11 protein-coding genes and 1 pseudogene are annotated in these 11,261 nt (G+C 68.4%); 7 read left to right on the top strand and 5 right to left on the bottom strand.

Going from position 1 to position 11,261, the window contains the following annotated elements; genetic code table 11:
• Nucleotides 1-186 precede the first annotated feature (186 nt).
• A complete protein-coding gene (locus ACQEVU_RS11185; protein WP_433322654.1) occupies nucleotides 187-840 on the top strand; it encodes a hypothetical protein in 654 nt (217 codons plus the stop codon).
• Between the two features lie 15 nt (nucleotides 841-855).
• On the opposite strand, the gene ACQEVU_RS11180 is transcribed toward ACQEVU_RS11185, so the two are convergent.
• The 4 genes and pseudogenes from ACQEVU_RS11180 to ACQEVU_RS11165 all read right to left on the bottom strand — a co-directional run.
• On the bottom strand, nucleotides 856-1,146 hold the full coding sequence (locus ACQEVU_RS11180) for a helix-turn-helix domain-containing protein (protein ID WP_433322653.1): 291 nt from the start codon (nucleotides 1,144-1,146) through the stop codon (nucleotides 856-858).
• 1,134 nt (nucleotides 1,147-2,280) lie between these two features.
• Nucleotides 2,281-3,066 (bottom strand): hypothetical protein, encoded by a 786-nt coding sequence (locus ACQEVU_RS11175; protein WP_433322652.1) that lies wholly within the window; start codon nucleotides 3,064-3,066, stop codon nucleotides 2,281-2,283.
• 392 nt (nucleotides 3,067-3,458) lie between these two features.
• Entirely contained in the window at nucleotides 3,459-4,271 is an 813-nt protein-coding gene (locus tag ACQEVU_RS11170; RefSeq protein ID WP_433335370.1) for a hypothetical protein, read from the bottom strand.
• A gap of 170 nt (nucleotides 4,272-4,441) precedes the next feature.
• Nucleotides 4,442-5,239 (bottom strand): annotated as a pseudogene (locus tag ACQEVU_RS11165) (tyrosine-type recombinase/integrase); the annotation flags it as partial.
• Between the two features lie 51 nt (nucleotides 5,240-5,290).
• Here ACQEVU_RS11165 and ACQEVU_RS11160 point away from each other — a divergent pair.
• The 4 genes from ACQEVU_RS11160 (at nucleotide 5,291) to ACQEVU_RS11145 (ending at nucleotide 9,054) form a co-directional block, all read left to right on the top strand.
• Nucleotides 5,291-5,686 (top strand): hypothetical protein, encoded by a 396-nt coding sequence (locus ACQEVU_RS11160; RefSeq protein WP_433322650.1) that lies wholly within the window; start codon nucleotides 5,291-5,293, stop codon nucleotides 5,684-5,686.
• Nucleotides 5,687-6,530: 844 nt separating this feature from the next.
• Nucleotides 6,531-7,331 carry a maleylpyruvate isomerase family mycothiol-dependent enzyme gene (locus ACQEVU_RS11155; RefSeq protein WP_433322649.1) on the top strand — a complete coding sequence of 267 codons (801 nt, stop codon included), beginning with the start codon at nucleotides 6,531-6,533 and terminating at the stop codon, nucleotides 7,329-7,331.
• Between the two features lie 543 nt (nucleotides 7,332-7,874).
• Nucleotides 7,875-8,399, top strand: a complete 525-nt coding sequence (locus tag ACQEVU_RS11150; protein ID WP_433322648.1) for a hypothetical protein — start codon at nucleotides 7,875-7,877, stop codon at nucleotides 8,397-8,399.
• A 205-nt stretch (nucleotides 8,400-8,604) separates the two neighbouring features.
• Complete coding sequence (locus tag ACQEVU_RS11145; RefSeq protein WP_433322647.1) at nucleotides 8,605-9,054, top strand: hypothetical protein; 450 nt, start codon at nucleotides 8,605-8,607, stop codon at nucleotides 9,052-9,054.
• Between the two features lie 140 nt (nucleotides 9,055-9,194).
• Here ACQEVU_RS11145 and ACQEVU_RS11140 read toward each other — a convergent pair whose 3' ends face one another.
• Nucleotides 9,195-10,028: a hypothetical protein gene (locus tag ACQEVU_RS11140; RefSeq protein ID WP_433322646.1), complete on the bottom strand. Its 834-nt coding sequence runs from the start codon at nucleotides 10,026-10,028 to the stop codon at nucleotides 9,195-9,197.
• Nucleotides 10,029-10,138: 110 nt separating this feature from the next.
• On the opposite strand from ACQEVU_RS11140, the gene ACQEVU_RS11135 reads away from it, so the two are divergent.
• Nucleotides 10,139-10,585 (top strand): hypothetical protein, encoded by a 447-nt coding sequence (locus ACQEVU_RS11135; protein ID WP_433322645.1) that lies wholly within the window; start codon nucleotides 10,139-10,141, stop codon nucleotides 10,583-10,585.
• Between the two features lie 82 nt (nucleotides 10,586-10,667).
• On the top strand, nucleotides 10,668-11,036 hold the full coding sequence (locus ACQEVU_RS11130) for an immunity protein Imm33 domain-containing protein (RefSeq protein ID WP_433322644.1): 369 nt from the start codon (nucleotides 10,668-10,670) through the stop codon (nucleotides 11,034-11,036).
• Nucleotides 11,037-11,261: the final 225 nt, after the last annotated feature.

Here is an 11,261-nt window from a genome sequence, read left to right as displayed (position 1 = left end):
CGCGGCGGCGCGTAAGTTGGCCAGAGTTAACCAGTTTGGTCGCCGGGTAGGTCGGATGAATGAACCCGCGCAGGCATTGACGGCATGCCAACCTGGCGTTAGATAGTGAACTGCCGATCGATGCTCATGCCGAACGGTGAACGGGTGGCTCGCCGCCAGCGGCACAACTCGGGAGGGGGCCCGTGGATGAGCGAGTCGCACAGCGTGATCGAGGATGAGCTAGCCGACGCGCTGCCCTCCGCGGTCGCCGCGCAACTGCGCGATCTGGGGCTTGCTTGCAACGCCGGGTCGCTGGCGTATCGGCAGGCGCTGCTCGTCGAGGAGCAGGCCGGCCAGGTCTTCGAGGCGACGCGGGACACGGATCCGGCCGTGCTGTTCCGCCGGCTCGTCGCCGACGAACACACGGACATCGGTCTGAGCGTCACCGAGCAGTTCCTCGCCACATACGCGGTTGCTGCGGCCAGCTACGCCACGTTCGCCACCACGGTGCTGGCGGCTACGATGTCCGGCCGGCTGCAGGACGTCGAGCCCATGACACCGGTCATGCCCTCGGTACTGCTGGCCGATCCGGACGGGCTGCTGCCGGTGGTCGACCTGCCGTCCAGTCTCGTGGACAACGAGCTGGTCGAACGGTTGCGACGGGGCCGCGAGCGGGTGATGGCCGCCGCGAGCAACGCCAGGGCATCCGGCGTGGCCGGCTGTTACGACGGGCACTCGGCCGCGCTCGCGCGGCCGGACGATGCCGTCGAGCTTGACGAAGACGTGCCGAGCGGGCTGCACGCCTACGCGGTGCTACTGCTGGAGGCTCTCGACCCTCTCGTCGCAGAACCGCGGGCGTGAGCCCGTCAGGGTCGTTCACGTCGGCCAGTCGTCCAGCGGGTCGAGGGGCAGGCCCAAGGACTCGGGTTGCACCCCGAGCGCAAGGGCGAGTAGGCGCCGGCTGCGCTGATCCGGAATGCGCTTCCCGTTCTCCCACCGGCTGATCTTGACCTTGACGTGTTCAAACGTCGTCGGGTCGAACCCGAAGTGTTCGCACAGCTCACGCAGCCGATGGTTGAGCCGAGTCTGGGACCAGCCTTTACGCTTGCGGGCCTGCCTGATCAGCCGCCCGATGTGTTTCGCTCGCGCACGCCGCTCCTCCCTCACGCCGCCCCCCAGCAGCCACACATCGAGCCGTCGCCGACCAGCACGCCGAGACGTCGGAGGTCGCCCAGCGCCCCCGGCTGTCTGTCTCCCCCGCGCGTCGATCGTGCGGGTAGCGCCATCCTTTCGCTCCTCCCCCGTGGTGCCGACGCCGGCCCGCAGGTGCCCGCCAGTGGCGCACGAGCGCTGCAGCTGCCGGCCCCGGACGGATGCCGTTCACCATCGGACCCAGCTCGGACCCGCGCAGATGCGCCAGGCACGCCGCCCTGGTTCCGCGCTGGTGGTCCGATTCGGACGGTGATCACATGCACACCGGCCGAGACTTCGGGCAGGTAACCACGCTGCCCAGAGGCTGTCAAGATCGAAGATGGCCGAAATGTTACGTCGCGACGCATCAATGTCCGGCCCCGCGCGACCTGTACACCCATCACCGCCGTCACCATTCCGTTGCCAACATGGCAGGCAGTACCAGCAGCCACCTGCACGGTTGCGGGACCCACGGGACGGCGGACTGCGGCGATCAACGCCCACCCACTACGTCGATTCGGCGGGACGTGAAACGCGCATTGTTCGACAGACTTCGATAGATTGCTGTGTTCGGCTTCAAACAGCCGGATCCCGCCGCAGACACGCGCCACCGCGGACGGCCATCGCCGGTCGCTGACCGCCGGCAGGCTGCCGCACGAGAAGGTACGCGTGTGGACCGCTCAGGAGCCGACAGACCTGGGCGACCTGCTCACCGCCCTCGGGGCGGCAGGACCCCGCACACCGGCTGACCTCACCGCAGCAACCGCGCCCGGCGCCAGCTGGGATCATCGCTGTCCCCAGGCTCATCGACGTCTTCCGCCATCCACGCAACCCGTCTTGGTACGTGCTCCTCACCGGCGTCGCGGCCATTTGCCGTCTCGCTTCACCATCCACACCTGTCGCCGCCACCATCCGGTACGGCTCGAGGCTCCTCGGGGCCGCCAGGACCGGAAGCCGTCGACCTTGCTCGGCTCACCACCCGCTGTGACGGCCGTTCGCCCGCCGCCGCGCACCAACGGCGGCAGAAGCGGATGGCCTTTACTGCGATCTGGGCGGTGGCATGCCGGCCGCACCGGACTACTGGCGAGATGGCCGGATCAACCGCTCCGGTCAGCGGCCGCGTAAGAAGGGCTGCACAGCCCAGTAGTGAGCGGCGGCCGCCGGCACCGAGCCGACGCCGAGGACCCACTCGTCGCCGAGCGTGCCGATAACGAGGTCGCTGTTCTCGAATCGCAGCACGAGACCAGCGCAGACCGCGTCGCCGCCGTGCCCGACGATCACGGCGCAGTCGGTGAGCAGGGCCCCGATGAACCCGGACAGTACGTCCGGAGGTTGTGTCGGACCGACCCTGGTCTCTCCGTACTCGTCCATGTCGTAGGACCGGTATGGATCCTCCTTCGCGAGCAGGAGTTGATCGCCGCGGCCGTGCAGACCGACCGGCACCGCGTATTCGAAGAACAGCCAAGCGTGCAGCAGACTCTCGGCGTCCGGCTCACGTCGTCCCTCGTACCAGTGCCGGGCCTCCGTCACGGCGTCGAGCCGTCGGCCGACCATGTTCTTCAGCCACGACGCGACCATCTCGGGATCGCTGAAGCCCGCGTACGGCGCCCTGTGCTCAACGCGCAGCGCCTGCCACACGGCGCGGGCAGTTGCCTCGTAGACATCGCCTGTGCTGGTGTCGACCTTAGTGATGACCACGTCGGTCACGGTCACCTTCGCCGCCGCGGGGAGGCCGCGCAGAGCCCACCGAGCGCCCAGCTCGGCTTCCCGCCGGTGTTCGTCGGCGGCGATGGCGGTCACCTCGACCTCGGACCGGCTCGATGCCGCTACCTCGACAGTGACCTGAGCGAATCGCGAGGAGCGATTCGTCTGCCGCAGCAGACGGAAGGTCGTCATGATTCTGATGGTTCCAGGCGGGTTCCGCCCTCGACATGTTGGGCCCGAGCAAACTGACAGAGCCGGCGCCCGCTGGAACACCAAGGTTGGTTGCACGGGGTGGCGTTACACCCCGACTGCCACCTGACTGCCCGGCAACATCCGCTTCTCGGCAGGACAGGAAGCCCCTTGCCTCGCCGAGCCAGTCACCGTCCGTGACGAGCGCCGGCCTGGTGACCGCGCACCAACGGCGGCACGTCCGGATGCCATGATCGCCCGACACACCCAAGCTGCGTAGAGGTGAAGGTTCCCGGCTTCGGCGGACCGCCTCTTTCCTCGGTGACGCAGGTTTTTGTCCGGAGCGGCGCATTGCGGGTCGTCGGATGGAAACGGCGTCGAGGACGGCCGGGAGTTCAGCTGCGCCAGCGGTACACCACTGCCTTCTCGTCTTTTCGGCAGGCATCGAGCAGCCGTTCGGCGTCTTCTCGTAAGGTCGTGGTGTCGGCGTTCCGGCGATGCCGGGCGGCCCAGATATCGGCCTCAAGCGCGATTGCTGCGCGTTCCCATCCTCGCTCCGGGCCGAAGACGCCGCTGTCCGGTGCGCTGCGGCTGTCGCGGTAGCTCCTGCGGTCTGACGCCTGCCGTGCCAGGCCGCTGGAACCGACGAATGCGCGCCACGGCAGCTGTTCAAGGTCGATCATAGTTGGGCTTGGTTCGGCGGACTCGGGCAAACCGAGCGCCGGCAGCAGTTCGAGCGGCAGCTCGTGGCCCCAGCCGGAATTGCCGCGATAGTCGTACGCCGCGATGGCCCGAACCTGCTCCGGGACAGCAGTCAGCCCGACGGCACCCGCCCACTGCTCGAGATCGGCGGCGACAGCCTCCCTCGTTCGCGGCGCCAGTGGTGGGCGGTGCCGGTACGGGCACGGCGCCTCGTCGACGGGAAGGTGGAACGACGTGGTCCAGCCGCCGGGTGTCCGCCCGTGGACGCCGATGCAGTCGCTGTCGTTGACGTACGCGGCCAACACGCTGGCACCGGTGGCGGCGACGAACTGCTCACTGGCGGCAGCGAAGTCCTGCGGGTCCCGAATACCCCGAGTCTCCAGCAGTTGCCATCCCTCGCCGAGTTCGTACAGATGCTCATGCTGATATCCGAAGCCGAGCACCGCCTCCTCATCGGTAAGTAGGCGGTCCGACTGCGCCAGTACGAACGTCCCGAAGAATCCCACCGGCGCACCGTACGCCAGTCCCACGGACAGAAATCACCCAACGAGGGGGTCAGGTTCCGGAGGCCATGTAGGCGGCGAGGATGTAGTGGGGGGTGGCGGTCGAGGTTGTTGCGGGCGCGGTCGTAGCGCATGGTGGTGCGTGGGTCGGCGTGGCGGGCGGCGATCTGGACGTCGCGGAGGCTGACTCCGGCGTCGAGCATGGTCGTAACGAACGTATGGTGCAGCATGTGCGGGTGCATCCTGGGCATGCGCACGCCGGCGACCGCGGCCAGGTGTCGGAGCCGGCGGGAGGCGGAGTGGCGGTCCATCCGCTTGCCGAGCATGTTGCGCAGGATCGGTCCGTCGGTGCGGTCGCCGGTGGCGCGTTCGATGGCCCGGGCGACCGCGGGTGGGAGCGGGATCAGCACGACTTTGCCGCCTTTGCCGCGCACGCGCAGGACGCGGTGGCCGTGTTCTTCCCCAGGGTCGCTGATGTTCGACCCGCAGGCTTCGAAGATCCGCAGGCCGAGTAGGCCCAGCAGGGCGATGAGGGCGAATTCGTTCGGGTTGGCTGAGAGCCGGGCGGTGGTGATCAGAGCCTCGAACCGCAGGTGCCCGAGGCCCAGGGTCGGAGACTCGGCCGGGACGGTCGGCCGGCGGACGTAGTCGGCCGGCGAGTGCGGCAGGATGCCGTCGATGACGCACACCCGATAGAAGCCGGTCACGATCGACAACCGGCGCGAGACGGTCGACGGCTGGTAGCAGCGCACGTCCTGCAGCCACCGCACGTACCGTTCGATGTCGATCCGGATCGCGGCGAGCGGGTCGAGGTCGTGGTCAGTGCGCCAATGCAGGAAGACCCGTAGGTCGGACTCGCTGTGCTGGCGGGTTTGGCCGCGGTAGCGACCGAGGTAGGCCGCCACCGCGGCCCGCAGGACAAGATCGCCCGGCGACTCGAGTCGGGCGCTGGGCACGGGAAACGCAGCCATGTACTACGGTGCGACACCTGCCACGATGAACACCAGAGCCCCTGACGCGGCATGACAGTGCACTCGATCAAGCGGTCACGAACGCGGTGGGAAGCATCCGGTCGGCCGGCGACGAACACGACCGGAAACTTCCGATACAACCGCGGGGCGCCCGGCCGGGAAGCGCTGATCGAGTGGGCGTGTGCGCCGCCGCCAGTCCGACTGCCCGATATCACCCGAGACGAGCTGGTCGAAATCGTGCGCCACATCCTCGCCGACCCGACCGACGACTGGTACATCGAGGCGTTCGAGCGCAACACCGTGATGCCCGGCGCGAGCGGACTCATCTTCCACCCGCCGCCCGAGGTGCGGGACGCGACGGCAGAAGAGATCGTCGACGCCACGCTGCTACCGCCCAATCGCCCTGTGATGCGGTACGCGCTTGAATGGGCGCTTCACTCAGTGTGACGAGGGCTGGTCGGCCGCAGTGCACCAACGGTGGCATGTCCGGACGCCAATGCCGACCGTAACCTGGTTAACTGAATGTCATGACGAGACGCCGGGTGGTCCTGTTGGGCGGCGGACTGTGCGCGATCGGCTTGGCCTCGTCTATCTTTACGATCTTTATATCAGCGCCTGCGTTTACCTTCGGCCTGTTCGCTGGCTTCGCCCTCGCGGCCGCTGGCGGCGTGGTCATCGGACATGCCTTGAAGGCGGGACACTAGCCGACGCACCCAACCTCTGCGATCCGAACCTGCCGGACGCCGCCTGGTCCGTCATCACATGAGCGCTCGTCGGCAGAGTTGCGCACCGGCCGGCATGCCGCCCGTCTCACGGTGTGACCGGGCTTCGCCCAGGTTGCGCCCGCGTTGTCTGCGGCATGTCCGTGAACCTGATCATGGAGAGTGGCTACCAGGTGGCGTACCGCACGCCGTGTTGCCACTTTGCCGTCGCTGGTGTAAGGCATGGCCTGTCCAGCCCACCGTGGAAGCATGCGCCGCTTCACCAGGCGTATGTCTGCGGCTTCCCCGGTCCCGGCCATATCTCGTCGAGTCGTTGCACGGCATCGTCGTTCACCTGGACCGACAGCGCGCCGAGGTCGGCGTGCAGCGCTTCGATGGTGAACGCGCCCCACCTCCGCACACCGGCGGATGTCGCTGACCGACCTGTGACAAAGGGAGCGCGTTCTGCCCGCTGAGCAGTTCGGAATGAGGACACCATGTCATCCGAGGGCGCGGCGCGTGCCGCGCCCTGCTGCGTCGGCTACGAAAGTCATTTTCCGGTTGTCGGAGCACGGTGATAGACAGCCGGAGTGGAAAAGACCCTGGAGTTCGCGGATCTGCTGCAGCTGATCGATGAACGATCGACCACTTTCCGCGCCGCGGTCGCCTCCGCGTCCAGCCTCGACGCGCAGGTGCCGACCTGCCCCGAGTGGACGCTGTTCGATCTGGCGCAGCACCTAGGCGTGGGGCGCCGCAAGTGGGCCGCCATCGTCGCCGCAGGGCCTGCCGACGCTCCCCCGGCCAAGTCCGCATGGCAGGCGACTGCGCCTCGGGAGCGCGAGGCCCTGCTGGCCTGGTTGGCCGCATCGACGCACGAGCTACTGGACGCCCTGCGGGAGGCCGGCCCGGATCGCGGCTGCTGGACGTGGTGGGGTGATTCGCAATCGCCACAGACCTGCGGTGCCGTCGCCCGGCACCAGCTCCACGAGATCGCGGTGCATACCTACGACGCCGAGGCCACCCTGGGCGCCCCGCAGCCGCTGCCGGACGAGGCGGCACTCGACGGTGTAGAGGAGTTTCAGTTCACCTGCTGCGCAACGACGGTCGCCTGGCCGCACGAGCCCGCTGTCGTCGATTACCACGCCACCGAGGGCCGCTCCTGGCGCCTTTGGCTTTCCGGTGACGGCGCACGGATTGCCCGCCTCTCCGCGCCCGGCACAATGCCCGCCACCGCCGCCGGCGAGGACCCGGCCGCAGCCGACGCCTCCGCCCGCGGCACAGCCAGTGAGCTGGTCCTGGCCTTTTACGGCCGCATTCCGATGGACTCCCTGAAGCTCGACGGCGACCGACGTATCTTCGACCAGCTCATCGCCTGGGACCCGGATGCGTAGGACGTGACGACGCGCCACCTCGTGCGCCCAAGCGCGAAGTGCACCAGCCGCTGCCAGGACTACGACGAGGCCGTTGAGGCCGCCGCGCATCACAGCGAGCCCGTCGACTGCGGCCAGTTGTGCCGCTGCGACGGCCCGCGCGGCTACCTGTACGGCAGCTCATTCTGCGCGTGTGCCACGCACTGACACGGGTCCCATCGACTCCCGAAGTACCCACGGCCTCGACCAGGTTGAGACTGCCTCAGCTGCGCTGACACTGGACAGGCATCCTCGGCAGACACCGTCGACCCACCTGCCAAGTTCCCGAAGATAGGGCTACCGCGGCGCTCAGACGAACCAATGCGCCCCGCTGATCAGGTGTCCGCTTCTCGGCAGTTCAGGACTCGTTCGACGGCCCGAACATCTGTTACCAACTGTGACGGGCGGCGACCAGTTGCGCGCGCCACCAGCGGCATGTCCGCGCACCAGATCTTAGGCTCGCGCCCGAGCCGCCCGGTCGCGTGGAATGATCGTCGGTGTTGTGCTTCTGGAAGGAGCGCGCTGATGGGTTCGTCTGCGTGGTGGTACACCGTGGACTACCAGTCCGATGTCAACGCCGCGCTCCACCAGTTGCGGCAACAGGTCTACGAGCGGGGTGAGTACTACCGCGAGCCCCGGGATCCCGACCTGGACATGACAGAAGCGGAGTTCCGGGCGAGCCTCGCCCCACGCGACACCGACCCCGAGCGGTACGACGCGATCGTTGAGGACTGGCTGGAGCGCAAGTCCAGGCCGGTGCCGACCGACCTGGACACCCTCGTCGCGGCGCAGCCGCACTCGGGAACCCACTCCATCATCGACATGGTCAACGGCGTGTCCGCCGAGCCGGCCTTCGCGACGGTGTCCCCGCTGTCCCACGACAACCTGATGTACACCTTCGGCACCGTGACGCCTTCGGCGAACCAGGTGCAGGCATGGATGAGCACCGACATCGTCGATGAACGGGATCGCTGGGTCGGTACATACATCATCAGCTACGACAACGGCCGACCCGCGCACATCCACTTCGGCGGCGATTCGGGAGACTGAGCCACGAGGCAGCCCATTGCGCAGCGGCGCTTGTCACGGCAACACCGGACGCCCCAGGCAGCTTGATGCGTCCATCCGGGTCACCGGAGCGTACCGTTGCGGGCGTCCGTACTACAGGTCGCAGCCCGCTTGGCCCCATCCGGCTTGAAACAGAGCTCGACCGCACCCATCCCGTCCCGTACGAACTCCCGGTAGGGTCCACGGCGTGGAGCTGCGCGACGCGCTGGTGCGCCGGCCCGTCATGCCCGAGCGACGAGCCGCGATCGCAGAGGCGATACTGCGGATCGAGGAACTCGTCGACCGCGGCGGCGACGCCACCGCCGCGGTCGAGACGCTCAACGAGATGACCGGTCACAGCTTCGGGCTCGACGAGTTCCGCTACCACCGCGAGGCGCCGGACCCGGAAGCACTGATCGAGTGGGCGTGCGCGCCGCCGCCAGTACGACTGCCCGACGTCGCCCGAGACGAACTGGTCGAGATCGTGCGCCGCATCCTTGCCGACCCGACCAACGACTGGTACATCGAGGCGTTCGAGCGCAACACCGTGATGCCCGGCGCCAGCGGACTCATCTTCCACCCGCCGGCTGAACTGCGGGCCGCGACCGCAGAAGAGATCGTCGACGCCGCGCTGGCTCACCGCCCGATCGCCCTATGATGCGGCACGCGGTGGAACCGGTCGCGTCACTCGATGTGACCAGCGTTGGCCACCGCCCAGCAGCACCGACGGCATGTACGTGCACTCAATCGACCGGCCCGTCGCGCGATGCGGCCTGCTGTCGCGCTGGGGCTGGCCGGTCAGGCCGCCCGCCACGGTGCCGTAAGGGGCTTGTCGGCGAGGATGAGCACGATCGAGTCGTCGCGGTGCTCGACGTCGTCGCGCCAGGTCAGATCCGTGGACGGTATGAGCTCGGCGCAGGCGTGGTCGGCCCAGAGCAGGACGCCCCGGATCGGCAGGCAGCCCGTGAGCCGGCCCGTCGTCGCGGCGGGACTCATCGGCCAGCCCTTGGTGCGCAGGTGCTGGGCCAGCAGCTCGGCGATCTCGGCCGGCGGCTGGCCGGCAGTGCTCCAGACCTCGAGGGCCTCGGTGCACACCCCGGTGCCGGTCTGGCAGTCCAGAACGATGCGCGTGCTGTGCAGTATCGCCGGGAAGGGCAGCAGGTCGTGGCGGTCTACGTCGATGTCGCCCGAGCCGGGGCGCTGACCGCCGGGGCCGGCTGCGATGATCCCAACGAGGCAGAGCAGGACGATGGCTCCGCCCGCGCCGGACAGCAGCAGGGTCTTGCGTCGCTCGGGCTCGGCGGTTGCGACGCGCACGGTGAACGCGGCGAGCCAAGCGAGGACGGCGAGCGCGAGGTACGGCAGCAGCCAATCGGTCTGCGGTGGCCGGAGCGCATCCGGCCACCGCGTCGACGCCACAGCGAGTCCAATCAGCGCGGCCAGCAGCCCGCCGGTGACGGCCGCGCCTGAGCGCCAGGCCGGCGCGAGGGCCACCGCGACGAGCGCCGGCGCGGCCAGGAACAGTGCGGTGGTGAACCACTCCCCGAGGACATCGGCCGTGAACCAGGCGGTCCAGCCCGTCACGGCCACGGAGATGACGGCGGCGCCGAGGCGCCAGCGACGAGCGAGCACCGCGGCATTCGATCACGCCGGACCAGCCGCCGCTACCCCATACGACTCGCGGCATGTGCGTAATCCAAGATCGCCCGCCTGCAACCGGCAGATCATGAAGTGATGGCGCGATGACCGACATGCAGCATGACAGGATCCGCTGCGTGTATCCGGCCGACGAGAACCGTCGAATCGTGATCAACGAACGCGGTCTGGTGCTCGCCGAGAACGGCGCAGGCGAATGGCTCATCTACGGCGCGGCGGACGGGGCGGTCCACTCCGCCGCCGATCACCTAGCGTGGCTGCTGCCACTGCTCGAGCGTCAGCCGGCCGATGTCGTCGCCACACTGTCCTCGACCGGCTTCACGAGCGAAACGCCGCTGCCTGCGCTGCTGCGGTTCGCGCTGACCTCGTGGGGCCACTACTGGCCGGGCCTAGCCCTCACGTGGCTCGAATCCGGCTGGCCGAGCACCGGCCTCCTCGACGTGCTCGCCGAGATGCGTAGCAACCCGCAGCTGCCCCAGCCATTACGTCACCGCGCCTTGCGCCTGTGGCGGCAGGCCAGTACCGAAGTGTGACTGTTCAACACGTCGCGCCGCATCGCGGCTGATGTCCGGACACTGTGGGCGATCGGTGTCGGCTCGGAGTACGCTGCCGCGGATGTGGTGGGGGCGCGGTCGTGCTGGAGTTCGTCGTGCTCAGCGATCGCTGTGCGAACGGTTCGCGGCCGCCCCGCAGTTCGTCACGGGACCCGAGATGCTCGGCGCCTCTGCCTCGCTGATGCAGCCCGGTATCTGGCCGATCCGAGGTCTGCGGCATCAGGCTGAAGGCGGTACGTGCGGCTGGTTCCTGTATGCAGGCGACTACTCGACCGATGACGATTTCTTCCAGCCGCAGCACGCCCGGCACGTCCTGCATGCGCGACCCGAACTCGGCGCCTATCTCGGGCTACCGCCCGGATGGGGCTTTGTGCTGGCACCCAGCTACGAAGACGTCTTTCAGGACGACGGCATCCTCCGCCACGGCTGATTGCTGCCGCCCCGCTGTCACCAGTTGCATCCGCCGCCCCGTCGACAGGGCGCTTTCGTCGGCACATCCGTGAGCAAACGGCTTCACTAGGCTGGTCACTGTCAGCGACGACCTCTGTTGTCGGCCCCGCACCCGCAGCGGCAGATGCGGAAACAAGATCACCGGCCAAGGTCGGTAGGGCGCAGCTGCCCAACCTACGGGCACCATCCTCGCCGTGGTCGACCG

It is taken from the genome of Dactylosporangium sp. CA-139066, assembly GCF_050936175.1.
GTDB lineage: Bacteria > Actinomycetota > Actinomycetes > Mycobacteriales > Micromonosporaceae > Dactylosporangium.
The sequence above is the reverse complement of the archived record's forward strand: the minus strand, read 5'-3'. Positions and strand labels throughout refer to the sequence as shown.

Bases quoted from the DNA above. Each gene is read 5' to 3' on its own strand.
- ACQEVU_RS11185 (WP_433322654.1), top strand. From the start codon at position 187: ATGAGCGAGTCGCACAGCGTGATCGAGGATGAGCTAGCCGACGCGCTG.
- ACQEVU_RS11175 (WP_433322652.1), bottom strand. From the start codon at position 3,066: ATGACGACCTTCCGTCTGCTGCGGCAGACGAATCGCTCCTCGCGATTC.
- ACQEVU_RS11160 (WP_433322650.1), top strand. From the start codon at position 5,291: ATGACAGTGCACTCGATCAAGCGGTCACGAACGCGGTGGGAAGCATCC.
- ACQEVU_RS11150 (WP_433322648.1), top strand. From the start codon at position 7,875: ATGGGTTCGTCTGCGTGGTGGTACACCGTGGACTACCAGTCCGATGTC.
- ACQEVU_RS11135 (WP_433322645.1), top strand. From the start codon at position 10,139: ATGACCGACATGCAGCATGACAGGATCCGCTGCGTGTATCCGGCCGAC.
- ACQEVU_RS11130 (WP_433322644.1), top strand. From the start codon at position 10,668: ATGTGGTGGGGGCGCGGTCGTGCTGGAGTTCGTCGTGCTCAGCGATCG.